Here is a 25,537-nt window from a genome sequence, read left to right as displayed (position 1 = left end):
CACGCGCTCTCCGGGTCCCCCCGCACCACCATCAGGCAGCACATCCTCGGGCAGCACCGACCCGGCAGGCTGCCCGCCCGCCAGTCCCCGCACCTCATCCGATCGCGTCATACCATCATCCTATGGCACACCTGTTCGATGTGCTCGCCGAACAACCCCATCCCCCACCAGCAGATTCCACGACCCGTCAGCCCTCCGACGACACAGCGTCGCCGCCCGGCACATAGCGCACAAGATCCCCCGGCTGACACTCGAGCGCCACGCAGAGCGCCTCGAGAGTGCTGAACCGGACTGCCTTCGCGCGCCCGTTCTTCAGGACCGCGAGGTTCGCGGCGGTGATCCCGACCCGATCGGCCAGCTCCCCCACCGACATCTTGCGGCGGGCGAGCATGACGTCGATGTCCACGACGATCGGCATCAGATCACCTCGTCGAGCTCGGCCCGGAGCGCCGTCGCCTCGCCCTTCCACCCGACTGCCTTGACGAGCAGGCCACGCAGGACGGCAACGAGGAGCGCGACCCCGCCCGCCAGCACGGCGCACCCGATGAGCGCGAGCCCGATCCCGGGCTGCATCCCGTAGTCCAGGGTCTGCACCGTCAGCCACCCCAGGAGGCCGAGCGCCAGCACGCAGGATCCGGCGGAGGCCCAGATCATCAGGTCGACCCACCGGAACGCGCCGAGCGAGAACACGGCGTCGCGACCGACCAGGCCGAGAAGCTGCCAGATGCCCACGAGCACCATCTGGGCGGGCACCAGCACGGCCACCGCCCAGGCCAGGGTGGGCGCGCGGAGGCGCGCAGTCTCGGGATAGGCCGATGCGACACCGGCCGAGAGCTCCGGGAGCACCACCAGCTGAACCAGCAGGGTTCCCAGCAGAAGTACGACGATCACGAGCCGCAGAAGCCGTGTCACGAGCGGATTCATGACCCTCCTATCGAAGAACGATAGAAATCTATCGCTTCGCGGGGATCCTGCCAAGCGTCAGCCCTCCCCCAGCCCCACCACCCACCGCGCCCGCTCCACCATCGCCACGTCGAGAAACGTCCCGTCCTCCAGCGCCACGGCCCCGACCCCCTCGGCCGCGGCACCACGCACCCGGTCGAGCACCTCCTGCGCGGCCGCCACCTCGGCGGCCGACGGGAGGAACGCCGTCCGGATCGTGTCGAGCTGCCCGGGGTGGATCGCCGTCCGCCCGGAGAAGCCCAGCCGTCGCCCCACCAGGCACGACGCCGCCAGCCCGTCCAGGTCGCGCACGTTCGTGTACGCCGACATCACCGGCGGCACGAGGCCCGCCGCCCGCGCCGCGACCACCACGCGGCCGCGCGCCCACAGCAGCCCGTCCTCGCCGTCTACGCGCAGGTCGGAGCGCAGGTCCGCCTCGCCCAGGCCGATCGAGGCGACCTGCGGCGAGGCCGCGGCCAGCTCGAACGCCCGCTCGACGCCGAGCGCCGACTCGACCAGCAGGTGCAGCGCCCGGCCCGGCAGCGCCTCCGCGAGCTCGCGCACCTCACCGGCCGACTCCACCTTGGGCACCCGCACGCCGATCCCGGGCGGCAACGAGCCGAGCAGTGCGACGTCGTCGGCGTGCCACGGCGTGCTGCGGTGGTTGATCCGCACCTGGACCGCCCCGGCCGGCCGGCCGGCGCCCGCGCCGGATCCCGCCGGCCCCGCAAGGATCTGCCCGGCGTTCTCGCGCGCCTCCCCCTTGCGCGACGGCGCGACGGCGTCCTCCAGGTCGACCAGCACCGCGTCGGCCGCAGAGGCCAGCGCCTTGGCCACCCGGTCGGGCCGGTCGGCGGGCACGTACAGCAGGGTCAGCGGCGGAGCGCCGGCCGTCCGGGTCATACCGCGCCCTCCGCGCGCAACGCCGCCACCCTCGCCGGCGAGAACCCCAGCTCCCCCAGCACCTCGTCCGTGTCCGCGCCGTGCGGGCGGCCGGTGAACCCGATGACGCCGTCGCTCTCCGAGAGCCGGAACAGCGGCCCCTGCATGAGCATCGGCCCGAGCTCCGGATCCTCGATCTCGTGGATCGTCCCGAGTGCCCGGAACTGCGGGTCGGCCACGATGTCGCGCGCGTCGTACACGGGGGCCACCGCGGCCTGGGCCTCCTCGAACGCCGCCACGACCTCCTCCCGTGTCCGGCGGGAGATCCAGCCCCCGACCGCCTCGTCGAGCTCGTCCGCGTGCCGTGCCCGGTCCACGCCGCGCGCGAACCACGGCTCGTCCACGAGCTCCGGTCGCCCCACCAGGCGCATCACCCGCTCCGCGATCGACTGGGCCGACGTCGAGACGGCCACCCAGTGCCCGTCGCTCGTGCGGTAGGTGTTGCGGGGCGCGTTGTTGCTCGACCGGTTGCCGGTCCGCGCCTGCACCGTGCCGAGCTGGTCCCAGCGCGTGATCTGCGGCCCGAGCATCGCCAGGATCGGCTCCACGATCGCGGTGTCCACGACCTGCCCGCGCCCGGTCCGCTCGCGCGCGGAGAGTGCCGTCATGATCGCGAACGCCGTGGCCAGCGACGCGACGCCGTCGGCCAGGCCGAAGGGCGGCAGGGTGGGCGGACCGTCGGGCTCGCCGGTCATCGCGGCGAACCCGCTCATCGCCTCGGCCAGCGTGCCGAACCCCGGCCGCGTGCGGTAGGGCCCGGTCTGACCGAAGCCCGAGACGCGCGCGAGCACCAGGCGAGGGTTGCGCGCCGACAGCTCCTCGTACCCCAGCCCCCAGCGCTCGAGCGTGCCCGGCCGGAAGTTCTCGATCACGACGTCGGACCGCTCGGCCAGCGCCAGGAACACCTCGCGCCCGCCGTCCGACCCCAGGTTCGCCGTGATCGTGCGCTTGTTGCGGCCCAGCGTCTTCCACCAGAGGTTGACGCCGTCCTTGGCCGCGCCGTGCGTACGGGACGGGTCGGGCCGCTCGGGATGCTCCACCTTCACGACCGACGCCCCCAGGTCGCCCAGGTGCATCGCGGCCATCGGACCGGCGAACAGCGTGGACGCGTCCACGACGCGCAGGCCGGCCAGGGCGCCGTCGGCGGCGTCCCGCGAGACGCTCATGCCCGCACCTCCCACGCGCACCGGAACCCCACCGTCGCGCTCCGCGCCAGCCCGAGGCCCGGGAGCAGCAGCTTCACCGAGTAGTCCGGCGCGTGCCGCCCTCCCTCGACGTACCAGTCCGAGTCCGCGGCCCGGTAGTCGCTGCCGCCCTTGAGCATGACGAACCGGGTGCGGCCGTCGCTGTGCTCGCTCTCGGTCCAGTTCCAGACGCCGGTGCCCGGCCGTGCGACGCCGAAGAGACCGGGCGCGGCCTCCCCCGCGAGCTGCCACTCGTCCTCCGTGGGCAGCCGCCCGCCGCGCCACGCGCAGTAGGCGCGGGCGTCGTCGAGGTCGACGTAGGTGACGGGCTCGTCGCCCGCCGCCGGCACGCCACCGGCCCAGTGCGCCAGGAACCGGTGCGGCTCCGCGGGCGTGTAGCCCGTCGCGGCCAGGAACTCCGCGAACTGCGCGTTCGTCACCTCGGACTCCGCCACCGCGACCGCCGTCGCGAGGACGCCGTCGCGCTGGAGCGTGCGCGCGTCGTGCAGGCGCGGCGGCAGCGGCTTCCACTCGTCCACGTACGGCGCGCCCTGGTACATACCGGTCTCCCGGGCGCGGTAGCGGACGGTCAGGGCGTAGGCGCCCTGCGGTACGACGACGGCGTCCGGCTCGGACGTACCCGACGGCGGAACCGACCCGACCGGCGCGTACGTCACCGGGGTGACCTGTGCGGCCGCCTCGCCCACGCGGCGGGCGAGGCGGTGCGGGAACCGGGCGTCGGGGTCGTGCGGGGCCGCCGCGAGGGCGTCGAGCAGGTCCGGCAGCCAGGCCGGGTCCGCGACACCGTCGGCGACGTGCAGCAGCGCGGCGATGCCCCGCCCGGGCACGACGACGTCGGCCGACGTGCCAGGCGCGCTGCCAGCATGTCCGTCCGTGAGCGGGAACAGCCGCCCCGACGCCCGCTCCGCGGCCTCCGTGGCCAGCACCTGCCCCGCGTAGTCCGACTCCCCGCGGTTCACCAGCGTCCAGAGCGTCACGCCGTCGAGCGACCACGTCGAGGCGTACACGCCCCCGGCCTCGGCGTCCGGTGAGAGCGGTGCCAGCGGCGTCCACTCGCCGTCGAGCAGCAGGTCGCGGGTCGCGCGCTGGACGGTCACCAGGCGACGCACCGTCGCGGCGTCGCGCCGGGACCAGCCCACCCACACCCCGAACACGACCTCCCACACCATCACGCCCACGCCGTTCAGCCACGCGGACTGCAGCTCCTCGGAGTGGTCCCGGTGCCAGCGCCGCACGTGGTGCTGCATGTGCCGGCGCTCGTACCAGTGCGCCCGCAGCACGCCCGGCACCGGCGAGTCGGCGAAGAACTGCGCCCAGGACGAGGAGTGGTCCTCGATCCGCTCGACGGGCAGCTTGGACTCGCCCTCCAGCACGATCCCGGGCCGCGCCGCCTCCAGCCGCGCCACGAGCTCGGGCTCGGCCTTCTTCAGCGTGTCCAGGAAGACGCCGTCCGCCCCGAGCTCGGCCACGACCGCGGCGAGCTCGGTGAGGTCGTCGGCCCCGCGCCGCGTGCCGACGTCCCACGGGTTGTAGTCCACGAACACGTGCATCCCGGCCTCGTGGAACGTGGCCACCAGCGCGTCCAGGCCGGGCACGTCGCGGTAGAAGTCCCACTGGTTGCGGTCGTCCAACCCGATCACCGGGTACGCGTGCCACAGCACGACGGCGTCCAGGCCGCCGAACCGCTCGGCGGCGTCGGCCAGGAACCGCTCGGGCGTGAACCGGCGCTCCTCGAACGAGTAGAGCAGCTCGTCCCACAGCCACACCTGCGCCACGGTGCTGCAGCGCGCGGCCCACGCCGCCTCGGGCCGTGCGTAGGCGGCGCCCGTGTATCCGTGGCGGGCCCGGGCGTCGGACCGCCAGGCCCGCAGCATCTCGCGCCACGCCGGGCGGTCGGCAGGGGCCGCAGGACCCGAGAAGATCTTGGCCTCGTCCAGCGCCGCGCTCCGCTCGGCGGTCAGCGGCCCGACGACGACGTCCGTCGGCCGGTCGATCGGCCGCGGGACCAGCGGGTCGAAGGTGTAGCTCATGGTGCCTTTCCCAGTGTCTCGGCCAGCGCTGCCACGTGGGCGGCGTCCGGCACGGCGTCCTGCGCCCCGGGCCGGGTGACGGCGAGCGCCCCGGCCGCCCCGGCCAGCCGCGCCGCCTGCGCGAGGCCGGCGAGCCCGGTGCGGGCCAGCGCCGCGGCGAGGACGCCGCAGGAGGTGTCGCCCGCGCCGGTGGTGTCGACGGCCTCGACCCGCGCGGCCGGGACCCGCACCTGCTCCCCGCCCCGCCGGGCGACGAGGCTGCCGTGCGAGCCGAGGGTCATGACCACCGCGGGCACCCGGTCCAGGAGGGCTGCGGCGAGTGCCTCGGGCGTGCCGTCGGCGACGTCGTCCACCAGGTCCGCCGCCTCGTGCTCGTTGACGACGAGCACGTCGACCTGCTCCCACAGCGCCTCGGGCAGCTCCCGGGAGGGCGCCGCGTTGAGCACGAACAGCGCACCCTCACGACGCTCCCGGGCCGCAGCCACCACGGTGCCGAGCGGGATCTCGAGCTGTGCCAGCACCACGTCCGCGGCCGCGATCCGGCGGGCCTGCGCCGCGCCGACCCGCACCCGCGAGTTGGCGCCGGGGGCCACGACGATGGCGTTCTCGCCGTCAGGCGACACGGTGATCAGGGCGGTGCCCGTCGGGGCGTCGACGCGGTCCACGGTGTCGGTGCGCACGCCCGCACCGCCGAGCGAGGCGAGCAGCAGCTCGGCGGAGTCGTCCCGGCCCAGGGCGCCCACGAACGTGGTGTCCGCGCCCCCGGCCCGCGCCGCCGCCACGGCCTGGTTGGCGCCCTTGCCACCCGGTGTGCGGCGCAGGTCGCCGCCCAGGATCGTCTCGCCGCCGGCGGGGTGCCGGGGCACGTCCACCACCAGGTCCACGTTGGCCGAGCCGACGACCACGACCCGCCCGGTCATGCCGCGCCTCCGACCAGGGCCACCGTGCGCGCCGCGAGGTCCGCGACGCGCTGCTCCCCGCCCGGCAGGGACGTCGCGATGCGGCCGTCCAGGGGCGCCGCCCACTGCTCGCCGATCCCTTCGGGGTGCAGCGCCCCGACCACGCCGCCGACGGTCGCCGCCGCGGAGTCGGTGTCCCACCCGGCGGTGACGGCGATCGAGACGCTCGGCCCGAACGCACCCCGGCCCGCGGTGAGCGCGAACGCGATCACCGCCGCGTTGTTCAGGGTGTGCACCCAGTGCAGGTGCCCGTACTCGGCGTGCAGCCGGTCGAGCCCGGCGCGCACGCCCGCCTCGCTGCCGTCGCACTCGCGCCCCAGCGCGCGTCCGAGCCGCACGGCGGCGGCCAGCCGGCTGCCCGGCGGCACGACGGCGTCCGCGGCGTCCAGCACCTGCTCGACGTCGTCGGCGACCACGGCCGCCGCGGCGAGGGCCGCCGCCCACGCCGCCCCGTAGACGCCGTTGCGGGTGTGGCTCAGGCGGGCGTCGGCCCAGGCCAGGCGGGCCGCGCCGCGCACGTCGCCGGGCGTGACCCAGCCGAGCAGGTCGGTGCGGATGAGCGCGCCGATCCACTCGCGGAACGGGTTGTGGTGCGTGGCCGTCTCCGGCACGGGCCGGCCGTCGAGGATGTTCCGGTAGGCGGCGCGCTCGGCCGTGAAGGTGCGGCCGGCGGGCAGGTTGTCGAGCCAGAGCTGCGCCACGTCGTCCGTGGTGAAGGCGCGGCCGTACCGTTCCAGGAGCGCGAGCGCGAGGATCGGGTAGTTGAGGTCGTCGTCCTCGGGCATCCCGGCGATGTTCTCCTCCAGCGACGTCGGCGCCGACCGGCGGTTCCACGGCCACCGGGCCGCGACGTCGTCGGGCAGACCGACGGCCGTGAAGTAGCGCGTCAGCGGCCAGCGGCCGGTCGCGCGCAGGATCTCCTCGATGCCCTGCCGCGGGATCTTCTCCACGGGCTTGCCGAGCAGGCAGCCGGCCGCGCGGCCCGTCCAGGCGCCGGCGACCCGGGCCGCGTACGCCGCCTCCGGGTCCGCGCCGGCCGGACGACGCGGCAGGTCGGGCGCGGGCGGCAGCAGCGCCTCGGCCTGCTCCCAGGTGTCCGGCTCGTTCGGGGCCGCGGGGGCGGGCCGGGCGTCGAGCTCGTCGAGCAGCGTCCGGGCGAGGTTCCGCAGCGCCGGGGGCGCGGGGACCGGTCCGGCGCCGCTCACCGCGGGCGTCGGGTCGCCGCCCGCCGCGACCCAGCGGTCGCGCACGTCGGCGACGTCCTTGCCCTCGTGCGCCGACTGGACCAGCTCGTGCGCCAGGAGGTCCTCCGGCTGGGCCCAGGTCAGCCTCACGCGGGGTCACCCGCCCCGACCGCGTCGAGGGCCGTGAGCCGGGACAGCGCCCGCTCACGGTCCGCCCGCAGGATGTCGGTCGCCGCCGAGGCCATGAGGCGGCCTGTCTCGCGGACGTCCATCTTGCTGGCGGCCTCGACCTCGTCCAGCCACTCGGCAGGGACGACGCCGCTGCCGCCCAGCCCGGCGGCGACCGCACCGGCCATGACGGCGATGGAGTCGGCGTCGCGGCCGTAGTTCACGGCGGCCAGCACGGCACCGCGGTAGTCACCACGGTGGGCGAGCAGCAGGCCGAGCGCGACCGGCAGCTCCTCGATCGACTTGGTCCGCGACGGCCGGCGCGCGTCCATCGACATCTGCCGGTACTCCGGCCCCACCGAGTCGTACGGTGCCACGACCTCCCGCACGAGGCGGGCGAGGCGGCGTTCCTCGTCGTCGGTCCTGGGCGGCTCGGGCCAGCCGTCGACGGCGTCGACGACGGCGCGGAGGGCGGCCGCCGTCCCGTCGTGCGCCACGTCCAGGGCGGCGGTCACGACGTCGTCCAGCGTGGCCCCCGGGGCGACCGAGGCCGCGACCATCGCCGCGAAGACCCCGGCCGCCTCGCGGCCGTAGCTGGACTGGTGGGCGCCCGTGAGGTCGATGGCCTCGGCGTAGGCGCCGCGGGGGTCGCCCGCGTTCGCCAGCCCGACGGGCGCGGCGTACATCGCCGCCCCGCAGTTGACGACGTTGCCGACGCCCGCCTCGCGCGGGTCCACGTGCCCGTAGTGCAGCCGGGCCACCAGCCACTTCTCGGCGAGGAACACCCGCTGGAGCAGCAGCGCCGTCGACTCGAGCTCCGGGATCCAGCGGGGCTCGCCGATCATCAGCGGCACCAGGTCCTCGGCCATGGCGTACGCGTCCAGGTGCGCGCGCCGCTTGGCGTACACCTCGACGAGCGCCCTGGTCATGAGGGTGTCGTCCGTGATGTGCCCGTCGCCCTTGTGGTACGGGGCGATGGGGCGGGCGTCCTGCCAGTTCGGGTACCAGGGCCCGACGATGCCGCGCACGCGGCCCCCGTGCCGCTCCTCGATCTGCTCCGGCGTCCAGCCCTCGGTGGCACCACCGAGGGCGTCACCCACGGCGGCCCCGGTGATGACGGCCACCGACCGGTCCTCCAACCAGCTCACGGATTCTCTCCCTCGTCGTTCCTGCGTCGGTCAGTGTCGGTCCGTCGTCACTGCGTGATCTCGTCCCAGCCGCTCGTGAGCTGGTCGGCGAGCTCCGCCTCGTCGGTCTCCTGCGCCAGGTAGCGCTGGTAGGCCGGCGTCGCCACCGTGTCCTTCCACTGCGCGTAGGAGTCGGCGAACAGGTACGGGGCGGAGACGAAGTGCTGGCCGCCGGCCAGGATCGTGCTCCAGCCGTTCTCGTCACCGAGCTTCTCCGTGAGGGCCTCCTGGGCCGACGTCGTGGCCGGGATCAGGGCGTCCGCCTCGTTGAGCGCGGCCAGGTGCTCGGTCTGCGTGAAGAACTCGATGAACTGCGCGGACTCCTCGACGTGCTCGGAGTCGATGTTGACCGACAGGGTCTGCGGGTTGGCGGCCTGCTGCGCGCCCTCGGGGCCGGCCAGCGGCGGCAGCGCCACCCAGTCGAAGCCCTCGGGGGCGTCCTTGGCGATGTTCGCGGCCTGGTAGGAACCCTGCACGGTCATCGCGGTCTGCCCGGCGTAGAAGGAGGCGATGGCCTCCGACCCGGACTGGGTCAGCGTGACGGGCAGGATCGACTCGTCGTCGTAGGCCATGGCGTGGACCAGCTCCGGCAGGGCCATCTCGCCGTCGCCGATGGTCACGGTGGCGTCCTCGCCCGTGCCCTCGAAGTACGTGCCGCCGAACCCGGGCGCGAGCGACATGAACGCCGCCGTCGGGCTCGACAGGCCCCAGCCGAGGCCGTAGACGTCGCCCTTCGTGGTGGCCTGCGCGATCTCACGCAGCTCGTCCCAGGTCATGGTGTCACCCGTCGGGATCTCGACCCCGGCGTCCTCCAGCAGGGCCCGGTTGGCGAACACCACGTACGACTGCAGCTCGGTCGGGTAGGCGACCACCTGGTCGTCCACGGTGACCGACTCGAGGATGCCCTCGGGGATGTCCGCGCGGCGCTCGTCCGACATGAGGTCGGTGAGGTCGGCGAGGTAGCCGTCGCGGGCGAAGGACACGATGCTCGCGGCCTCGTAGTGGATGATGTCCGGCGCGGCACCGCCGTTGAACTGGGTGATCAGCTTGTCGTACACGCCGTCCCAGCCCGCGGGCACGATCTCGACCTGGACGTCGGGGTTCTCGGTGTTCCAGTCCTCGACGATCTGCTCGGTCGCGGCGATCGCGGCCGGCTGGTCGGACAGCGCCTGGAACTTCAGGGTCACGGGGCCGTCGTCGGCGGCGTCCCCGCTGCCGCAGGCGGCGAGCAGGAGGGTGCTGGTCGTGAGGCATGCAGCGATGAACACTCCACGAGACTTCATGGGTCTGCCTTTCGGGTCGGTGGTGCACGTGCGGCGGCGGAGGCTGGTCATCCCTTGACCGCCCCGGCCATGAGGCCGCCGATGAGCTTCTTCTGCATGATCGAGAAGAAGACGATGCTGGGGATCGCGGCGAGCACGGAGCCCGCGGCGAGCGGACCGAGCGCGACCTTGCCCTCGCCGCCGATGAACGTCGACAGCGTGATGGGCAGGGTGTAGTTCTCGGGCGACTGGAGCAGGACGAGCGCGAAGAAGAACTCGTTCCAGGAGGACACGAAGCTGAACATCGCCGTCGCCACGACACCGGGCGCCAGCAGCGGGAAGACGATGCGGCGCAGCACCACGAGGCGGCTGCCGCCGTCCATCGCCCCGGCCTCCTCGAGGTCCACGGGGATGGCGGCCACGTAGCCCTGGAGCATCCACAGCGCGAACGGCAGCGTGTAGGTGGTGTGCACCAGGATCAGGCCGAGCAGGCTGTCGGTGAGGCCGATGGTCCGCAGGATCAGGAACAGCGGCAGCACCACGAGGATCACCGGAAAGACCTGGCTCACCAGGATCCAGCCGACGCCGGCCGCCCGGATCGCACCCTTGAGCCGGGCCAGCACGTAGGACGCCGGCAGGGCGATCAGGATGACCAGGGCGGTGGACGCCAGTGCGACGACGGCGCTGTTGGCGGCCGAGCTCACCAGGCCCTGCCGGGCGAGGGCGTCGGCGTAGTTCTCCCAGTGCCACTCCTGCGGCAGCAGGTTCACCACGAGGGAGTTGAGCTCGGCGGACGACTTCACCGACGCCGAGACCAGCCACAGCAGCGGGAAGCCCAGGAAGAGGATGTAGCAGGCCAGCGCCACGTACTGGGCGGGGCGGACGAGTGCGCGCATCGGCTCAGCCCTTCTTCTCGGCACGGTCGTCGCGCAGCTGCGACCGCAGGTAGAGCGCCAGGAGCGCGACGACCACGACGACGAGCACGACACCCATCGCCGCCGCGTACCCGATGTTGCGGTTCTTGAACGCCTCCAGGTACGTGAACAGCATCGGCAGCATCGTGCGGCCGCCGGGCCCGCCCTCGGTCAGCACGTAGACCAGCGAGAACGAGTTGAAGTTCCAGATGAAGTTCAGCGACGTGATCGAGGTGACGACGGGCCGCAGGCTCGGCCAGGTCACGGCCGTGAAGCGCCGCCATGCGCCTGCGCCGTCCATCGACGCGGCCTCGTGCAGCTCGGCCGGGATCTGCTGCAGCCCCGCCAGGAGGGTGACCGTGGTCTGCGGCATGCCCACCCAGACGCCGACGACGATGACGGCGGGCAGCGCGGTCGAGAAGTCGGCGAGCCAGTTGATGTCGTCCGGCAGGCCCAGCGAGCCGAGGAACGCGTTGAGCGGCCCGGCGTTGGGCGAGTAGATCATCTTCCACATGATCGCCACGACGACGGGCGGCATCGCCCACGGGATCAGCGCGAGCACGCGGGTGAGCCCCTGCAGCCGCAGGCCGGAGTTGAGCAGCTGCGCGAGCCCCAGGGCGGCGACGAGCTGGAGCAGCGTCACGGCCACGGCCCACACCATGCCGATGCGGAACGACTCCCAGAAGAACGAGTTGCCCGCCAGCCGCGTGAAGTTGTCGACGCCCACGAACTGGTAGTCGGGACGGCGCACCAGCTCGGCGTCGGTGAACGCCAGGAGCAGGCCCATGAGCAGGGGCGCCATCGACAGCACCAGGATCGGCAGCAGGGACGGCATCACCAGCGCCGCGGCCTCGCGGCGTCGGGCGCGTTCCATGCCGGTCGCGGCGCGACGGCGCCCGGGCCGGGGCGGCGACGGCGGCCGGGGTGAGGCGAGGACGGTCATCGGGCGCTCTTCTCCTTCGAAGCGGCGGGGCGGACGGCGGTGTCGGTCGTGGCGGTGGTGTCGGCGGTGGACTCGCGCACCACGAGGTGGGGGCCGATGGCGATCTGCCGGGCGGGCTCGACGGCGTCGCCCACCCGGTCCAGGACGAGCTGCGCGGCGGCGCGGCCGCGGTCGGCCGACCCGAGGGACACGCTGGTCAGGCTGGGCTGGAAGACCCGGCCGATCTCGGTGTCGTCCATCCCGGTGACGGCGAGGTCGCCCGGCACCGACAGCCCCAGCTCCCCCGCGGCCCGGATCACGCCGATGGCGAGCAGGTCGTTGGCGGCGACGACGGCGTCGAACCGCCCAGCGGCCGGGGTGCGGGCGAGCAGACGGCGGGCGGCGTCGAGCCCGGCGGAGACGGTGAAGTCGGCGGCGCGCTCCGTCTCGGCGTGGTCACCCTGGAAGCCCGGGGCCGTCGTCGCGGCGTCGAACCCGCGCTGGCGCGCCGCACCCGGGGTGGTGTCCAGGGGGCCGTTGACGAACCCGATGCGCCGGCGTCCGATCTCGACGAGGTGCGCGACGGCCCGGCCGAGGCCGGCCGCGGAGTCCGTGGAGACGGAGTCGATCCCGTGCTCGTCGAGCGAGCGACCGATCACGACGACGGGCACGGGCGCCTGCTTGATCGCCTCGACGAGCGCGTCGTCGGTGCGCAGCGGGCTGACGATCAGGCCGTCCACGAACCCGCTGCCGAGGCTGCGGACCAGGTCGACCGTCGATGCGACGGTCTGCCCGGTGGACATGACGACCACCCGGTAGCCGTGCGGCGCGAGCACCTCGTGGATCGCGGTGAGCATCTCGACGTACACCGGGTTGCCGATGTCCGCGACGGCGAACGCGACCTGGAAGGTGCGCTTCATCCGCAGCGAGCGGCCGGTGGCGTCGGGGCTGTAGCCGAGCTCGGCGGCTGCGGCCCGGACCCGGTCCACCATCGCCTGGCTCGCCCCGGTGCCGTGCAGCGCCCGCGACGTCGAGGCGAGCGACACCCCGGCGCGCTGGGCCACCTGGATGAGGGTGGCGCGTGATGACGACACTGTCTCTCCACTTCGGCGTGAGGTTCCGGGCGTCGGGTGCGGCGCCGGCTGGAAACGTTTCCAGGTTGCGGATGCGGAAGGCTGGAAACGTTTCCGGGTGATGAGCGTCAGTGTGGCATCGGCGGGGACGGGGCGTCAAGCGGCGAGGGTGCGGGGGCGCTGGGGGTGCTGTGGCGGGGCGGGCGCCAGGGCCGGGGGCGGCACGAGGCTGGGCGGGCGCCAGGGCCGGGGGGCGGCGGGGAGCGCCGGCGGGGCCGGGGGCGCCGGGGCGGGCATGGGGCGCGGGGCGGAAGCCAGATCCGACCCCCGGGGGCCCCACCCAAGGCGCGCTTCTACCCAGCCAATGGGCCCAGAATCGCAGCGGTTTTTGGGCGCAATGACTGGGCAGAAGCGCACCTTTGAGCAAGGCAGCGCGACGTCGCCGCCAGAGGCATGCCGGCACCCCGGCGGCGTCGACGGGAGGTCCAACTCGGCAGTGCGCTTCTACCCAGTCATTGGGCCCAGAATCACAGTGGATTGTGGGCCCAATGACTGGGTAGAAGCGCACTCTTCGTCGGAGGACCAGGGAGGCGGGAGGCGGGCGGCGGCGTCGCGTCCGGAAGCCCGGGTCAGGGGCGGGTCGACGTCGCGGTCGGCGTGCGGTGGCGGGAGCGGTAGGCCGAGACCTTGACCCGGTTGCCGCACGTCCGCATGGCGCACCACTCGCGGCGGTGCCCGCGGGAACGGTCGAGGTAGACCTGGGTGCACTCCGGACGGCCGCACTCGCGCAGCAGCTCTGCGTCCGGGCCGCCCAAGATCTCGACGGCCTCACGGGCGATCGCCGCGAGGCCCTGGGCGGCCGAGCCGGCACGGCGGGTGGCCGACACGGCCCCGCCCGCTTCGAGCTGGACGACGAAGGGCGGCTCGGCGGCGTGCCGGTTCAGGACGGCGAGCGCCGCCTCGATCGCCGCGGGATCGGCGGGAGCAGTCGCGCCACCAGGAGCAGTCGCACCACCGGAAGCAGTCGCGCCAGCGGAAGCACCCGCCGCAGCCGCATCGGCCAGCTCGGCCGAAGCCGCCACATCGACACCCGCGGCCAGGGCGACGGCGAACCGCTCGGCGCGCGCCGCGAGCGCCGCCCGCCCGCCGAGGCGTTCCTCGACGAGCAGGTACAGCGCCTCGCGCAGTTCGACGGCCGCCGCGAGGTCCGCCTCGTCGGCGTGCGGGGCGGCGTCGAGCATCCCGGACTCGACGAACCAGTCGTCGAGGAGCGCCGGCGTGCCGAGCTTCTCGGTGGGGAGGGGATTGCGGCGGGCGCGCAGCGTGCCCAGGAAGTCGAGGGCGAGCGTCCCGCAGGGGAAGGCGTGGTTCACGTAACCATTCTGACCGGTGACCGGTGTGATGCACAACCCCCTGTAACCTGTTTGACGAGTTACCGAAGCTGTGCCACAGTTCCTGACGTCGCCAAGTAACCGATCAGACCGGTTACACGAACCGAGGAGAACGTCATGACCGCCGTCCGCTTCCACATCACCTCCGCACCCAGCCCGGAGGACGCGCTGCGGGTGCTGACCGACTTCGGCCCGGCCCGGGCCGAGGCCTGGCCCACGATCGACGCCGACCACCTCACGGTCCACGCGCAGGGCGACACCTGGGCCGAGGTGACCGAGGGCACCGCCGCCGCCTGGGAGCACGCCCGGTACGAGTGGGACGCCGAGCGCGGACGCGTCGACATCACCACGCTGGACTCGAAGGTGTTCGGACCCGGCGGCGGCTGGGTCTTCCAGGTCACGCCGGACGACGGCGGCAGCCGCATCGACGTCGAGCTGACGCGCCGTCCGCAGACCTTCCAGCGCAAGCTCCTCGCCGCGCTCCTCCCCCTGGTGGGACCGGCGTCGCTCAGCAAGTCCTTCGCCGGGCCGCTCCAGGCCCGCTGACCTCCATCCACCACCGAGAAACACCACCGAGAAACAGCACCGAGAAACGGAGAGAAACCATGGAACTCAAGCTCGAGGTCGTCGTCCTGCCCGTGTCCGACGTGGACCGCGCCAAGGACTTCTACGCGGGGCTCGGCTGGCGGCTCGACGCCGACTTCGCCACCGAGCGCGGCCTGCGGGTCGTGCAGCTCACGCCGCCGGGGTCGGCCGCGTCGATCATCTTCGGCGAGCACCTCACGGACGCCACGCCCGGCTCGGTCCGCGGCCTGCACCTCGTCGTGACCGACGTCGCCGCGGCTCGCGCCGAGCTCGCCGAGCGGGGCGCCGACGTCAGCGAGGTCTGGCACGACGAGGACGGCGTCTTCCACTGGGCCGGCGGCGCGCACCGCGTGCCCGGACCGCACCCGGAGCACGACAGCTACGCGTCGTTCGCGTCCTTCGCCGACCCCGACGGCAACGAGTGGGTGCTCCAGCAGGTGGTCACCCGCCTCCCCGGGCGGTGACGGCGATGACCACCGACCAGGAGATCCTGCTCGACCTGCTGAAGCAGGCGGCGACGGCACACGGCGTGCACGAGAAGGAGGAGCTCGGCGGCGTGTACGACGAGAACTGGCCTGCGTGGTACGCCCGGCACATGGCCCGTGCGCTGGCCGACCAGGGGTACCGCATCGTGCGCGACACCGAGCCGGGAGACCCGCGATGAGCCGGCTCGACGAGGCGGAGCAGATGCTCGCCTCCGCACCGCCGCCCGCGGTCGAGCGGGTGCACGCCGACGCCTTCGCCCGGCTGACGCCGGAGCAGCGGGAGGCGGTGCGCGAACGGCTCACCGCCAGCACCGGAGAACCGCCCGCCGACGCGTCCCCGGCCACGCTGGGGCGCGCGGCGGCACGGGTCGAGGGCGGGCAGCGGGGTGCGCTCGCCCGGGCGCTCGGTGCGGATGCGCCGGGGACGGCGCTGAGCGCTGCCGTGGGCGACGCGATCCTCGCCGCGGTGGCGGCCTACGCGGCGTCGTCGGCCCTCTGGGAGGCGTGGGGCGCCGAGGGGGACGACGAGCCACCGGTGTACGGCGGCGGGATCGGGGGCTTCGACTTCTGACCCCGCCGGACACGGCCGCCCTTCTACAGTGGGGACGTGCCACGTACCTACCGTTCCCCCGTGCGCGAGCGCGCCGCCGCCTCCACCCGGACCGCGATCCTGGACGCCGCGGAGGCGCTGTTCGCGGAGCAGGGGTACTCCCGGGTGACCATCGGGCGCATCGCGCAGGAGGCCGGGGTCGCGCAGAGCACCGTCTACGCCTCGTTCGGCAGCAAGACGGCGCTGATCCGCGGGCTGACCGAGCGCGCGGCCGAGGACGGCAGCATCGGCGCCGCGCTCGCCGCCATCGACGAGGCGTCCGACGGCCGCGCCATCGTCGACCTGTCCGTGCGCAGTACCGGGGACCTGGTGCGGCGGCACGGCCGGTTCATGGCCGTGCTGGTGGGCAACGCCGCGGTGGACCCGGTCATCGGGGAGACGTTCGAGGGCACCGAGCGCCTGCTGCGCGAGCGGTTCCGGCGGATCGTCGAGCGGCTGGACGCGGTGGGAGCGCTGCGCCCGGGCCTGACGACGACGCGGGCCACCGACGTCCTGACCTACTACCTCGGCCCGGAGTCCTGGCTACGGCTGCGCGGCCTCGGCTGGGGGTGGCCGGCATGCCAGGACTGGTTGCGCCGGGAGGTCCTGTTCGCGCTGTGCGACATCGGGGACGGCGACGCCTGAGCAGGGACAACGCCGCCCATTGGATGAAGCAGTACGCTAATCAATATGCGGATACTCTTCTCAAGCACCCCGGCCCACGGACACCTGCTGCCCCTGCTCCCGCTGGCCCGCGCCTTCCAGGAGCGCGGCGACCAGGTGGCGGTCCTGACGGCCGGGGTCTTCGCCCCGGTCCTGGCACCCGAGGGCATCGAGCTGCTCCCGGCGGGACCCGCCGCGGACGTCCTCTTCGCGGAGTCGGGCCGCCGGACCGGCGTCGACGCGGCCGCGAACCCGACGCCCGAGGCCGTGGCGGAGTTCTTCGCGGGCACCCGGATCGACCTGACCGCGGACGAGGCGCTGGCCACGGCCCGGCAGTGGGCGCCGGACCTCGTCGTGGCCGAGGCGATGGACTTCGTCGGCCCCCTGGTCGCGGCGGCGCTGGGTGTCCCGCTCGCCACCCACGCCTTCGGCCCGGCGGTCCCGCCCGAGTTCACGGACGGCATCGCCGAGGTGGCCGCCGCCCGCTACGCCGCACGGGGGCTGACCCCGGTCCCGGCCCGTTGGTACGTCGACCCGTGCCCCGACCTGCTCCAGGCACCGGGCTGGGCGCCGGCCGCCACTCGTCTCCCGCTCCGGCCCGAGCCCCACCGCGGCCCGGGCGCCGCCGGGCCCGCCCCGGCCGCCGGGCCGCGCGGCGGCGACCGGGCACGCGTGCTGGTCACGTTCGGGACCCACTTCTCCGACCCCGCGGTGCTGACCCCGATCCTGGCCGAGCTGCGTGCCACCGGCGCCGACCTGGTGATCACCCTCGGCCTCACCGCGCGAGCCGAGGACTACGACCTCGACGACGACGGCATCACCTTCGCCCCGTTCACCCCGCTCGCGGACCTGCTGCACGACGTCGACCTCGTGGTCACCCATGGCGGCGCCGGCACCACGCTCGGCGCCCTGGCCCGCGGCCTGCCGCTCGTCGTGGTGCCGCAGGGTGCCGACCAGTTCCTCCAGGCGGCCGCGGTCGAGGCGGCCGGGGCAGGGATCGCCGTGCCGCCCGGCGCCGACGTGCCGCAGGCCGTCGCCAAGGCGGTCACCGCGCTGCGGTCGGACGGGACGCACGCCGCGGCGGCCCGCGCCGTCGCCGACCAGGTGGCGGCCATGCCGTCGCCCGGCCAGGTCGCCGCGACGCTGGCGGCCGCCCTGGCCTGACGGCCTAGCTTCTCCGCCGGCCCGCCACCGCGCACCCGGCGACCACCACGCACAGCGCGGCGGTGGTCAGCAGGCCGACGGAGAAGCCGGCCCCGGCCGCGACGAAGCCGACGACCAGGGATCCGAGCCCGGTCCCCGCATCGAAGCCGATGTTCCACACCGCGCTGGCCAGGCTGCGGTCGCGGTCGGGCACCGCGGCGAACGCCGTGACCAGGGTCAGGTTCTGGAGGCTGCCGTACGAGACGCCGACGAGCGTCATGCCCGCGACCAGCCCGGCAGCGCCCGGACCGCTGCCCGTGAGCGCCCACGCGCACAGCGCGAGACCGCCGGCGCACAGCACGAGCAGCGGCGGCACGAACCGGCCGGGTCCGTACCGGTCGGCCAGGCCCCCGACGAGCCACCGCGACAGCGCGGCGGCGGTCGTCAGCCCGAGCAGGCCGGCCATCGCCGCGACGGCACCGTGGCCGAGCTGCGGGGCGAACGTCAGCAGCGCGCCGCCCGGCGTCGTCACCGCGAGCAGCACGACCGAGGGCAGGGCGAGGGCCAGCAGGGTCCGCGCCCGGGGTGCCGCCCGGCCCCCGGCTGCGGGCGCGTGGCCGGGGGTGGCGTCGAGACGCCGGCCGAGGGCGACCGCGAACGGCACCGCCAGGGCGGGCAGGGCGCCGGCGACGAAGACGACCCGGAAGTCGACGCTCCCGGCGATCCAGGCCGCGCTCGGCGTGAGCAGCACCTGCGGGGCGGCCACCGCGAGTCCGTAGACGCCGATCGCCCGGCCCCGGCGCGCGGCGTCGACGAGCTCGGCGATCGCTGTCGCACCGCACACCGTCACGATCGCGAACCCCGCGCCGCGCACGGCGGAGGCAGCCAGGATCCAGCCGAGCTGGTCGGTGAGCACGAGCGCGAGCGACGGCAGGCCGAGCAGCAGCACGCCGGCCACCAGCGTCGTGCGCCAGCCCACGCGGCGCAGCGCCCACGGCACCGTGGTCTGGAACAGCACCGTGGCCAGCATGAGCACGGCGTTCACGAGCCCCGCACCGCCCTCGTCGGCGCCGCCGTGCACGGCCCACAGGGGCGCCGTCGGCAGCAGGAGCGCGTACCCCGCGAAGCCGAGGAGCGACAGGAACACCAGGGGCCGCACTCCCGGTACCCGCAGGATCGGCTGGTTCGGGCTGGCCGGGGCAGGCATGCGGTTCACGTGGACCCACCCTAGGCTCCCCGGCGAGCCGCACGTGCTCAGTCGCTCAGCCGCCGGTAGCGCTGGAGCCGGGCGAAGCCCGCGGCGTCGGGCCGCTCGGCGGGTGTCAGGGCGCGTTCCAGGCGCGCCCGCACCTGGCCCACCTCAAGGTGCATGCCGATCGCGACGAGCTCGCCCAGGCCGCCGTCGCCTCGTCCGGCGGCACTCGCCACGTGCACCGAGCGGCCCACCACGTTGACGACGTAGCCGCGCAGGCTGCGCCCGGTGTCGACCGTGACCCGGCCCTTGATCCGGTAGGCGCCCGCCGGGGGATCCTCCAGGAGGTCGACCAGCAGGCCCGGGCGGACCGGACCGGGCGCCGCGACCGTCACGGCGTCGGCATGCTCGTGGTCGTGCGCCCGGGCGTCGCGCAGCAGCGCCGCCAGCGGGAGCTGGTCGGGCGGGTCCTGCGTGGAGGCGGCGTCGTAGACCAGGGCCGGGTCCACGCGCCCGTGCGACGTGCGGACCACCTGGGCCGCGGGGTTGCGCTCCCGCACGCGAGCCTCGATGCGCGCGAGCGTGCGCTCCCGCTCCGCGGCAGGCAGCCGGTCCGTCTTGTTGACCACGACGAGCGACGTCACCGCGTACCGCGCGGGCGGCGCACCGCCGCGGTCCACGGTGCCGAAGTGCTCCACGGCGTCCACGACGTCGACCACTCCCCCGGGGCGCACCCGCTCGACGCCGCTGAACCGGATCAGGCGCGACAGGGTCACCGGGTCCGCGATGCCGCTCGCCTCCACGAGCACCACGTCGAGCCCCAGGCGGGGGTGCGTGAGCTTCTCCAGCGCGTCGTCGAGGCCGCCGGCGTCGGGCAGGCAGCACAGGCAGCCGCCCGCGATCGACGCCGGCTCGTCGACCTGGCCGGTGACCAGGCCCGCGTCGACGTTGACGGTCCCGAAGTCGTTCACCACCACGCCGACCCGCGCGCCCGGCTGCTGCAGCAGGTGGTTGAGCAGGGTGGTCTTGCCCGCGCCCAGGTGCCCGGTCAGCGTCACGACGGGTACGCGTCCGCGCACGGTGCTCCTCCCGGTGGTCCGACGGCGCCGTCACGGCACCGCCAGGATGATAACCGTTCTCAGGAAGGCCGGCGTGCCACGGCCCAGCGGAACGCGTTGACCAGGCGGTAGCTGCCGTCCGGGCGCCGGAACGGCGCGGCCGCACCCAGGATCACCGGGGCGAGCTCCTCGACGGTCGCGGGCGACTCCCCGAACAGGATGCCGCGCACCAGGTCCGTACCGTCGCGGACCACCCACGGCACCGACGTCACCCCCTCGTCGAGCACCGTCCAGCCCGCGTCGCCGAGCACGGCCGCGAGCCCGCCCTCGACCCGCAGCGGGCCGTCCTCGGGCGGCTCCTCGCCGTCGGCCTCGGCGAGCGCGGCGTTCAGCGCGTCGAGGTCGTTCCGCGCACGCTCGGCCCACCCGGCCAGGCCGAGCACGCCGCCGGGCACCAGCACGCGGGCCGCCTCGGCCAGGGCGTCGTCCGGCTCCGCCGCGAACTGGAAGGCGTTCACGGCGAGCACCGCGTCGAGGCGGCCGCCCTCGAACGGCAGGTGCTCGAAGTCGCCACGCCGGACGTCCGCGCCCACGGCGCGCGCCCGCGCGAGCTCGACCATGCGGCGCGCCGGGTCCACGCCGTGGGCCTGAGCGCCCTGGTCCTGCAGGTGCTCCAGGAGCTCGCCGCTGCCGCAGCCGACGTCGAGCACCCGCGACCCGGCGCCGATCCGGGCGGCTCGCAGCAGGGGCTCCCACACGGGCCGCGCGAAGGAGCCCCAGTACCGGCCCCAGTCGTCGGCGACGGCGGACCAGGGATCGTCGGCGCGGGAGGGCATCCTCGGAGGTTATCCGACCGTGGTCAGCGCAGCCCGCGGGCGACCTCGCGGAGCACGGCCACGACCGCGTCCACCGCGGCGGACCGGTCGGCCCGGGTGACGGCCACCGCCGCCCGGCCGAGCCAGGCGGGGTCGTCGACGCGGACGGTGACGACGTCGGCCGGCAGGCCGGGGGCGGCGAGCTCGGGCAGCGTCGTGATGCCCAGCCCGGCGGCGACCAGCCCGAGCCGGGCGAGCCACTCGCGCGCCGTGTACGCGACCCGGGGCCGGAGCAGGGTGGGCCAGGCCCCGAACTGCGGGTCGCCGCGCAGCCCCGTGCCGACCACCCACTCCTCGTCGGCCAGCTCCGCGACCGGGACCTGGTCGCGCCCCGCGAACCGGTGCTCCCGCGACACCGCCACCAGGGACCGGCCGTCCACGAGATGGTCGCGGCGCAGCCCGTCCAGGTCGTAGGCGGGCAGGTCGGCGCCCATGCCGATGACCGCGACGTCGAGGCGGCCCGACCGCAGGGCGCGCAGCTGCGCCGGGGTCGACGCCTCGTGCAGCTGCACGGTCACGCCGGAGTGCCGCTGCCGCACGGCCGCGACGGCGCGCGGCGCGAGGACCCACGCCGCCGTGGGGAACGCACCCAGCACCACGCGGCCGCCGAGCGGGTCGGCGAGCCCCGCCAGGTCCGTGCCCACGGCGTCGAGCTCGGCGAGCACCACGGCGGCGCGGCGCGCCACCAGCGCACCCGCCGGGGTCGGCGCCACGCCGCGCGCACCGCGCACGAACAGCGCCGCGCCTGCCGCGGACTCGGCCGCCGCGACCTGGCGGGAGACGGCGGACTGGGTGTACCCGAGCAGGTCGGCCGCCGCGGTGAAGGACCCGGTGCCGACCACGGCGTGGACCACGCGCAGCGCGGTGACGGTGAGCTCAGCCATGGGCCCATCATGAGCCATGCCGTTCGGTCATGTCTTGCGTGCGAAAGAGTCGCTGGTGGAATGGCTGGCGCCGCCGCACGATGGAGGCATGCACACCACATGGTTCATCACCGGAGCATCCCGAGGGCTCGGCCGCGAGTGGGCCGAGGCCGCGCTCGACCGCGGGGACCACGTCGCCGCCACCGCCCGCGACGTGCGCGCGCTCGAACCCCTGAGCCAGGCGTACGGCGACGCCTTCGTGCCGATCGCGCTCGACGTCACCGACCGGGCCGCCGTCCTCGGCGCCGTGGAGCACGCCGTCGAGCGGATGGGGTGCCTCGACGTGGTCGTGAACAACGCCGGGTACGGAGATCCTCCAGGTCACCAGCGAGGGGGGCGTCCGGGCCTGCGCGTCAGCGCCGAGCACCCGGACTACGCCGAGGTGCGCGTCGCCACGGCGCCGGAGTTCGCGCTCGGGGACCCGCGTGCGACCCGCGATGCGCTGCTGCGCATCACCGACGCACCCGAGCCGCCGCTGCACGTCTTCCTCGGCAAGCCGCTGGCCGACGTCGAGCAGATCTACGCCGACCGGCTGCGCACCTGGCGTGCGTGGGAGCCGGTCGCGCAGGAGGCGTTCGGGGCCTAGGCCCCGGGCGCGGTCAGAGGACCCGCTGCGCCTTGGTCAGGTTCTCCCGCAGCTCCTCGGCGTTCTGCCGGGAGACGTACGCCGGGCGGTCGCGCTCGAAGCGCCACGACTCGCTGAGCGGGCCGGCGCTGACGGTGTCGAAGCCCGCCTCGTCGTAGATCCGGGTGACCAGCTCGACGGCCTCCGGGTAGTCGCTCGCGGTGGCCAGGGCCCGGCGGTCCTCCGTCCCGGCGGGCGTGCCGTCGGTGGTGATGCTCGCCGCGACGATCTGGTTGAACGCCTTCACGACCTTCGACGTGGGCAGGTGCTCCTGCAGCAGGCCCGCGGTGGTCGCCTCGCCGCGGTCGAGCGCCTCGACGTGGCCGTCGCGCTCCCAGTAGTAGTTGTTGGTGTCGAGCACGATCTTGCCGGCCAGCGGCTCCACCGGGATGTCACGGTAGGCCTTGAGCGGGACGGAGACGACGGCGACGTCCGCCGCCTCGGCCGCCTCCTGGGCCGTGGCCGCGCGGGCCCGTGGCCCGAGCTCCTCGACGAGACCGGCGAGCGTCTCCGGCCCGCGGGAGTTGGCGATCACCACCTCGTGACCCTGCGCGATCACCACGCGGGCGACCTGGCTGCCGATGTTTCCTGCTCCGATGATGCCGAATGTGCTCATACGGTCGGCAACCCCGGGCGGTCGCCCGGCATTCCGCCCGCTCCCGCCGTCCCGTCCGTTCGTACGATCCGTTCGTACGATGGCCCCCATGGTGAACGGCGACACGGCAGACCGGGCGCGGTCGTACCGCAAGGCCCCCGAGCGGCGCGCGCAGATCCTCGCGAGCGCCATCGCCGTGTTCGCCGAGCGCGGGGTGGGAGCGTCCCTGCGTGCGATCGGCGAGGCGATCGGGGTCTCGCACGCGGCGCTGCGCTACTACTTCGCGAACCGCGACGAGCTGCTGGTCGAGGTCTACCGGGCGCACGAGGCCACGGTGCGCGACGCCACGGCCCACCTGCCGTCGGCGCCGCAGGAGGTCTCGGCGGTGGCGATGATGGAGCGCAGCGCCGAGCGGAACCGCTCGATCCCGGGCCTGGTCGAGCTGTACGCGACGCTCACGACCGACGCCCTGCAGGCGCAGCAGCACCCCGAGACGCGCGAGTTCGTGCGGGAGCGGTTCCGCCGGGTGCGCACGGACCTTGCCGGACGGGTCCGGGCCGGGCAGGCGGCGGGCACGATCGCGGCCGACGTCGACCCGGACGACGCCGCCGCGCTGGTCGCGGCGGCGTCGGACGGGCTCCAGCTGCAGTGGCTGCTCGACCCCGACGCCGTGGACGTCCGCCGGTCGCTGGCGCTGCTGGAGCGGCTGCTGCCGAGCCGCGGGCCCGACGTGTGAGCCGCGCGCGCTACCCCGTCGCCTCCGCCGGGTCCCAGCCTTCCGGGAGCGGGGCGACCGGTGCGACGGCGGAGGCGACCTCCACCGCCTGCCCGGTCTCGGCCGCGTCCCGGACGGCGAGCAGGACGTCGAGGACGTGCGCCGCCAGAGCTCCCGAGGCGTGCTCGGCGCGGCCGTCGCGGACCGAGCGCACCAGGTCGACGACGCCGGCGCCGCGGCCGTACCCCGCGCCCTGCGCGGGCAGCACCGTCGGCTCCTCGGAGCCGTACCGCCACAGGGCCGAGTCGCCGTCGAACCCGTTCGGGTCGGGCAGCACGATGGTGCCCTCGGTGCCGTTGACCTCCACGAACCCCGACCGGGGCAGGGCGTGCTGGAACGAGAACGTCGACTGTGCGGACCGCCCCGGCCCGAACTCGATCAGCGCGGCGTGGTGGGTGGGCACCTCGACGTCGAACACCTCGCCCGCCCGCGGACCGCTGCCGATGACCCGCCTCGTGCGTGAGGTGGAGGCCACCGCCTGCACCCGGGTCGCGGAGCCGAGCACGTGCACGAGCGTGGTCACGTAGTAGGGGCCCATGTCGAACAGCGGGCCCGCACCGCGCGCGAACAGGAAACCGGGGCTCGGGTGCCACGACTCCGGGCCGGGCACGTGGAACATCGTCGTCGCCGTGAGCGGCTCCCCGATGTCGCCGCGTGCGATCGCCCGCAGCGCCGTCTGGAGGCCCGCGCCCAGCACCGTGTCCGGGGCGCACGCGACGCGCAGGCCGCGCGCCTGCGCGTCGGCGAGCAGGGCGGCGGCCGCCGGAGCGTCGAGGGCGAGCGGCTTCTCGCTCCACACGTGCTTCCCGGCGGCGAGGATCCGGTGCCCCACGTCGGCGTGCACCGCGGGGACCGTGAGGTTCACGACCACGTCGACGTCGTCGCGCGCCAGCAGCTCGTCCACCGTCCCCGACGCCGGCACGCCGTACGCCTCGGCCTGGGCCGCCGCCCGTGCGAGGTCGAGGTCCGCGACGAACCGCACCTCGACGTCGGCGTACCGGGTCAGGTTCTCCAGGTACTGCGTCGAGATGTTGCCCGCCCCGATGACGCCGACACCGGCCGGCGCGGTCATCGGTCGTGCTCCGTCAGCCAGGCCAGCGACCGTGCGATGCCGTCGAACACGTCGCCGGCGTAGGCGTCGAACTCGATGACGCGGGTCGCCGCCGGGGCTGCGGCGAGGATGGCCGGGACGTCCACGTCGCCGGAGCCCGCGGGCTCCTGCCGGTCCACGTCACCGTCGAGCGTGCCGTCCTTGACGTGGATGAGCCGCACCCGGTCGCCCAGCTCCCGCAGCAGGGCCGGCGTGTCCGCTCCCCCGACGGCCGCCCAGTAGGTGTCCACCTCCAGCACCACCTCGGGCGCGAGGTGCCCGACGAAGACCTCCAGCGCGTGGCGGCCGTCCAGACGGGTGCTCAGCTCCCACGCGTGGTTGTGGTAGCCGAGCTCCAGCCCTCTGTCGGACGCAAGACCTGCCAGCCCGTTGACCCGCTCCGCGAGCCGCGCCACCTGGTCGGCTGTCTGCCACAGCTCGGCCGGCAGGAACGGGTCGATCACCGTTGTCATCCCGAGCTCGGCCGCGGCGTCGAAGATCGCCTCGGGCGTGTCCGACGTCAGGACGGGCGCGTGCCCGGACGGCGCCGTCAGGCCCGTCGCGGCGAGCGCACGCCCGTACTCCGCGGTGCGCTCGTGGAAGGCGTACGGCTCGACGCGCCGGAGCCCGATCCGGGCCAGGCGTGCGACGGCGCCGTCCAGGTCTTCCGCGACCGCGTCCCGGACGGAGTAGAGCTGTACGGATGGTGTCGGCATAAGAACCCCTTCGTTCGGTATGGCGGCGACGCGGCACCCACGGC

General features: G+C 74.7%; 27 protein-coding genes and 1 pseudogene. 8 read left to right on the top strand and 20 right to left on the bottom strand.

Annotated features, from left to right (window positions below):
• Positions 1 to 187 precede the first annotated feature (187 nt).
• From ACO229_RS02230 to ACO229_RS02170, 13 genes are all read right to left on the bottom strand, one after another.
• Positions 188 to 418 carry a helix-turn-helix domain-containing protein gene (locus ACO229_RS02230; protein ID WP_423463591.1) on the bottom strand — a complete coding sequence of 77 codons (231 nt, stop codon included), beginning with the start codon at positions 416 to 418 and terminating at the stop codon, positions 188 to 190.
• Positions 418 to 912, bottom strand: coding sequence for a DUF2975 domain-containing protein (locus ACO229_RS02225; RefSeq protein ID WP_423463590.1), 495 nt, complete (start codon positions 910 to 912; stop codon positions 418 to 420). Before ACO229_RS02225 ends, ACO229_RS02230 begins: the two co-directional genes overlap by 1 nt.
• Before the next feature lie 69 nt (positions 913 to 981).
• The gene (locus tag ACO229_RS02220) at positions 982 to 1,845 is read right to left on the bottom strand and encodes an HpcH/HpaI aldolase/citrate lyase family protein (protein WP_423463589.1); all 864 of its coding nucleotides are present in this window, start codon (positions 1,843 to 1,845) and stop codon (positions 982 to 984) included.
• Positions 1,842 to 3,050: a CaiB/BaiF CoA transferase family protein gene (locus ACO229_RS02215; protein ID WP_423463588.1), complete on the bottom strand. Its 1,209-nt coding sequence runs from the start codon at positions 3,048 to 3,050 to the stop codon at positions 1,842 to 1,844. Before ACO229_RS02215 ends, ACO229_RS02220 begins: the two co-directional genes overlap by 4 nt.
• Positions 3,047 to 5,119: an SUMF1/EgtB/PvdO family nonheme iron enzyme gene (locus ACO229_RS02210; protein ID WP_423463587.1), complete on the bottom strand. Its 2,073-nt coding sequence runs from the start codon at positions 5,117 to 5,119 to the stop codon at positions 3,047 to 3,049. Before ACO229_RS02210 ends, ACO229_RS02215 begins: the two co-directional genes overlap by 4 nt.
• Positions 5,116 to 6,039, bottom strand: coding sequence for a ribokinase (locus ACO229_RS02205; protein ID WP_423463586.1), 924 nt, complete (start codon positions 6,037 to 6,039; stop codon positions 5,116 to 5,118). Before ACO229_RS02205 ends, ACO229_RS02210 begins: the two co-directional genes overlap by 4 nt.
• The gene (locus tag ACO229_RS02200) at positions 6,036 to 7,412 is read right to left on the bottom strand and encodes an ADP-ribosylglycohydrolase family protein (RefSeq protein WP_423463585.1); all 1,377 of its coding nucleotides are present in this window, start codon (positions 7,410 to 7,412) and stop codon (positions 6,036 to 6,038) included. Before ACO229_RS02200 ends, ACO229_RS02205 begins: the two co-directional genes overlap by 4 nt.
• Positions 7,409 to 8,578 carry an ADP-ribosylglycohydrolase family protein gene (locus ACO229_RS02195; RefSeq protein WP_397433825.1) on the bottom strand — a complete coding sequence of 390 codons (1,170 nt, stop codon included), beginning with the start codon at positions 8,576 to 8,578 and terminating at the stop codon, positions 7,409 to 7,411. Before ACO229_RS02195 ends, ACO229_RS02200 begins: the two co-directional genes overlap by 4 nt.
• A 47-nt stretch (positions 8,579 to 8,625) precedes the next feature.
• On the bottom strand, positions 8,626 to 9,900 hold the full coding sequence (locus ACO229_RS02190) for an ABC transporter substrate-binding protein (protein WP_423463584.1): 1,275 nt from the start codon (positions 9,898 to 9,900) through the stop codon (positions 8,626 to 8,628).
• A 47-nt stretch (positions 9,901 to 9,947) separates the two neighbouring features.
• The gene (locus ACO229_RS02185; RefSeq protein WP_397410926.1) at positions 9,948 to 10,775 is read right to left on the bottom strand and encodes a carbohydrate ABC transporter permease; all 828 of its coding nucleotides are present in this window, start codon (positions 10,773 to 10,775) and stop codon (positions 9,948 to 9,950) included.
• Positions 10,776 to 10,779: 4 nt separating this feature from the next.
• Positions 10,780 to 11,736 (bottom strand): carbohydrate ABC transporter permease, encoded by a 957-nt coding sequence (locus ACO229_RS02180; protein WP_423463583.1) that lies wholly within the window; start codon positions 11,734 to 11,736, stop codon positions 10,780 to 10,782.
• Positions 11,733 to 12,809, bottom strand: coding sequence for a LacI family DNA-binding transcriptional regulator (locus ACO229_RS02175; RefSeq protein WP_423463582.1), 1,077 nt, complete (start codon positions 12,807 to 12,809; stop codon positions 11,733 to 11,735). Before ACO229_RS02175 ends, ACO229_RS02180 begins: the two co-directional genes overlap by 4 nt.
• Before the next feature lie 608 nt (positions 12,810 to 13,417).
• A complete protein-coding gene (locus ACO229_RS02170; protein ID WP_423463581.1) occupies positions 13,418 to 14,161 on the bottom strand; it encodes a CGNR zinc finger domain-containing protein in 744 nt (247 codons plus the stop codon).
• Between the two features lie 135 nt (positions 14,162 to 14,296).
• Between ACO229_RS02170 and ACO229_RS02165 the strand changes: the two genes are divergently transcribed.
• From ACO229_RS02165 to ACO229_RS02140, 6 genes are read left to right on the top strand one after another with little or no spacing between them, the layout of a single operon-like run.
• Complete coding sequence (locus tag ACO229_RS02165; RefSeq protein WP_423463580.1) at positions 14,297 to 14,725, top strand: hypothetical protein; 429 nt, start codon at positions 14,297 to 14,299, stop codon at positions 14,723 to 14,725.
• Positions 14,726 to 14,784: 59 nt separating this feature from the next.
• Complete coding sequence (locus tag ACO229_RS02160) at positions 14,785 to 15,228, top strand: VOC family protein (protein ID WP_397410933.1); 444 nt, start codon at positions 14,785 to 14,787, stop codon at positions 15,226 to 15,228.
• Between the two features lie 5 nt (positions 15,229 to 15,233).
• The gene (locus ACO229_RS02155; protein WP_397410935.1) at positions 15,234 to 15,428 is read left to right on the top strand and encodes a hypothetical protein; all 195 of its coding nucleotides are present in this window, start codon (positions 15,234 to 15,236) and stop codon (positions 15,426 to 15,428) included.
• Positions 15,425 to 15,820 (top strand): hypothetical protein, encoded by a 396-nt coding sequence (locus ACO229_RS02150; RefSeq protein WP_397410936.1) that lies wholly within the window; start codon positions 15,425 to 15,427, stop codon positions 15,818 to 15,820. The genes ACO229_RS02155 and ACO229_RS02150 overlap by 4 nt, the downstream gene beginning before the upstream one ends.
• Positions 15,821 to 15,856: 36 nt before the next feature.
• Positions 15,857 to 16,483 (top strand): TetR/AcrR family transcriptional regulator, encoded by a 627-nt coding sequence (locus ACO229_RS02145; protein WP_423463579.1) that lies wholly within the window; start codon positions 15,857 to 15,859, stop codon positions 16,481 to 16,483.
• A gap of 45 nt (positions 16,484 to 16,528) precedes the next feature.
• Complete coding sequence (locus tag ACO229_RS02140; protein WP_423463578.1) at positions 16,529 to 17,665, top strand: glycosyltransferase; 1,137 nt, start codon at positions 16,529 to 16,531, stop codon at positions 17,663 to 17,665.
• 4 nt (positions 17,666 to 17,669) lie between these two features.
• On the opposite strand, the gene ACO229_RS02135 is transcribed toward ACO229_RS02140, so the two are convergent.
• The 4 genes from ACO229_RS02135 to ACO229_RS02120 are packed head-to-tail and all read right to left on the bottom strand — an operon-like array spanning position 17,670 to position 21,653.
• The gene (locus ACO229_RS02135) at positions 17,670 to 18,851 is read right to left on the bottom strand and encodes an MFS transporter (protein WP_423465252.1); all 1,182 of its coding nucleotides are present in this window, start codon (positions 18,849 to 18,851) and stop codon (positions 17,670 to 17,672) included.
• A gap of 47 nt (positions 18,852 to 18,898) precedes the next feature.
• Complete coding sequence (locus ACO229_RS02130) at positions 18,899 to 19,915, bottom strand: CobW family GTP-binding protein (RefSeq protein ID WP_423463577.1); 1,017 nt, start codon at positions 19,913 to 19,915, stop codon at positions 18,899 to 18,901.
• 59 nt (positions 19,916 to 19,974) lie between these two features.
• On the bottom strand, positions 19,975 to 20,730 hold the full coding sequence (locus ACO229_RS02125; RefSeq protein WP_397433836.1) for a class I SAM-dependent methyltransferase: 756 nt from the start codon (positions 20,728 to 20,730) through the stop codon (positions 19,975 to 19,977).
• A 23-nt stretch (positions 20,731 to 20,753) separates the two neighbouring features.
• Positions 20,754 to 21,653 (bottom strand): LysR family transcriptional regulator, encoded by a 900-nt coding sequence (locus ACO229_RS02120; RefSeq protein WP_397433837.1) that lies wholly within the window; start codon positions 21,651 to 21,653, stop codon positions 20,754 to 20,756.
• Positions 21,654 to 21,741: 88 nt separating this feature from the next.
• On the opposite strand from ACO229_RS02120, the gene ACO229_RS02115 reads away from it, so the two are divergent.
• Positions 21,742 to 22,278, top strand: coding sequence for an SDR family NAD(P)-dependent oxidoreductase (locus tag ACO229_RS02115; RefSeq protein WP_423463576.1), 537 nt, complete (start codon positions 21,742 to 21,744; stop codon positions 22,276 to 22,278).
• Between the two features lie 13 nt (positions 22,279 to 22,291).
• On the opposite strand, the pseudogene ACO229_RS02110 reads toward ACO229_RS02115, so the two are convergent.
• A pseudogene (locus ACO229_RS02110) lies at positions 22,292 to 22,945 on the bottom strand (NADPH-dependent F420 reductase); the annotation flags it as partial.
• Between the two features lie 76 nt (positions 22,946 to 23,021).
• Between ACO229_RS02110 and ACO229_RS02105 the strand changes: the two are divergent.
• On the top strand, positions 23,022 to 23,648 hold the full coding sequence (locus ACO229_RS02105) for a TetR/AcrR family transcriptional regulator (protein ID WP_423463575.1): 627 nt from the start codon (positions 23,022 to 23,024) through the stop codon (positions 23,646 to 23,648).
• 10 nt (positions 23,649 to 23,658) lie between these two features.
• On the opposite strand, the gene ACO229_RS02100 is transcribed toward ACO229_RS02105, so the two are convergent.
• Both ACO229_RS02100 and ACO229_RS02095 read right to left on the bottom strand, forming a co-directional pair.
• The gene (locus ACO229_RS02100; RefSeq protein ID WP_423463574.1) at positions 23,659 to 24,759 is read right to left on the bottom strand and encodes a Gfo/Idh/MocA family protein; all 1,101 of its coding nucleotides are present in this window, start codon (positions 24,757 to 24,759) and stop codon (positions 23,659 to 23,661) included.
• The gene (locus tag ACO229_RS02095) at positions 24,756 to 25,493 is read right to left on the bottom strand and encodes a sugar phosphate isomerase/epimerase family protein (protein WP_423463573.1); all 738 of its coding nucleotides are present in this window, start codon (positions 25,491 to 25,493) and stop codon (positions 24,756 to 24,758) included. The genes ACO229_RS02100 and ACO229_RS02095 overlap by 4 nt, the downstream gene beginning before the upstream one ends.
• Positions 25,494 to 25,537: the final 44 nt, after the last annotated feature.

This window comes from Promicromonospora sp. MS192, from assembly GCF_049532985.1.
Classification (GTDB): Bacteria; Actinomycetota; Actinomycetes; order Actinomycetales; family Cellulomonadaceae; genus Promicromonospora.
This window is presented reverse-complemented; position numbering and strand designations above follow the sequence as displayed.

Bases quoted from the DNA above. Each gene is read 5' to 3' on its own strand.
- ACO229_RS02135 (WP_423465252.1), bottom strand. From the start codon at position 18,851: ATGCCTGCCCCGGCCAGCCCGAACCAGCCGATCCTGCGGGTACCGGGA.
- ACO229_RS02150 (WP_397410936.1), top strand. From the start codon at position 15,425: ATGAGCCGGCTCGACGAGGCGGAGCAGATGCTCGCCTCCGCACCGCCG.
- ACO229_RS02165 (WP_423463580.1), top strand. From the start codon at position 14,297: ATGACCGCCGTCCGCTTCCACATCACCTCCGCACCCAGCCCGGAGGAC.
- ACO229_RS02190 (WP_423463584.1), bottom strand. From the start codon at position 9,900: ATGAAGTCTCGTGGAGTGTTCATCGCTGCATGCCTCACGACCAGCACC.
- ACO229_RS02100 (WP_423463574.1), bottom strand. From the start codon at position 24,759: ATGACCGCGCCGGCCGGTGTCGGCGTCATCGGGGCGGGCAACATCTCG.
- ACO229_RS02180 (WP_423463583.1), bottom strand. From the start codon at position 11,736: ATGACCGTCCTCGCCTCACCCCGGCCGCCGTCGCCGCCCCGGCCCGGG.
- ACO229_RS02120 (WP_397433837.1), bottom strand. From the start codon at position 21,653: ATGGCTGAGCTCACCGTCACCGCGCTGCGCGTGGTCCACGCCGTGGTC.
- ACO229_RS02185 (WP_397410926.1), bottom strand. From the start codon at position 10,775: ATGCGCGCACTCGTCCGCCCCGCCCAGTACGTGGCGCTGGCCTGCTAC.
- ACO229_RS02155 (WP_397410935.1), top strand. From the start codon at position 15,234: ATGACCACCGACCAGGAGATCCTGCTCGACCTGCTGAAGCAGGCGGCG.
- ACO229_RS02215 (WP_423463588.1), bottom strand. From the start codon at position 3,050: ATGAGCGTCTCGCGGGACGCCGCCGACGGCGCCCTGGCCGGCCTGCGC.
- ACO229_RS02160 (WP_397410933.1), top strand. From the start codon at position 14,785: ATGGAACTCAAGCTCGAGGTCGTCGTCCTGCCCGTGTCCGACGTGGAC.
- ACO229_RS02140 (WP_423463578.1), top strand. From the start codon at position 16,529: ATGCGGATACTCTTCTCAAGCACCCCGGCCCACGGACACCTGCTGCCC.
- ACO229_RS02205 (WP_423463586.1), bottom strand. From the start codon at position 6,039: ATGACCGGGCGGGTCGTGGTCGTCGGCTCGGCCAACGTGGACCTGGTG.
- ACO229_RS02125 (WP_397433836.1), bottom strand. From the start codon at position 20,730: ATGCCCTCCCGCGCCGACGATCCCTGGTCCGCCGTCGCCGACGACTGG.
- ACO229_RS02220 (WP_423463589.1), bottom strand. From the start codon at position 1,845: ATGACCCGGACGGCCGGCGCTCCGCCGCTGACCCTGCTGTACGTGCCC.
- ACO229_RS02115 (WP_423463576.1), top strand. From the start codon at position 21,742: ATGCACACCACATGGTTCATCACCGGAGCATCCCGAGGGCTCGGCCGC.
- ACO229_RS02095 (WP_423463573.1), bottom strand. From the start codon at position 25,493: ATGCCGACACCATCCGTACAGCTCTACTCCGTCCGGGACGCGGTCGCG.
- ACO229_RS02210 (WP_423463587.1), bottom strand. From the start codon at position 5,119: ATGAGCTACACCTTCGACCCGCTGGTCCCGCGGCCGATCGACCGGCCG.
- ACO229_RS02230 (WP_423463591.1), bottom strand. From the start codon at position 418: ATGCCGATCGTCGTGGACATCGACGTCATGCTCGCCCGCCGCAAGATG.
- ACO229_RS02105 (WP_423463575.1), top strand. From the start codon at position 23,022: ATGGTGAACGGCGACACGGCAGACCGGGCGCGGTCGTACCGCAAGGCC.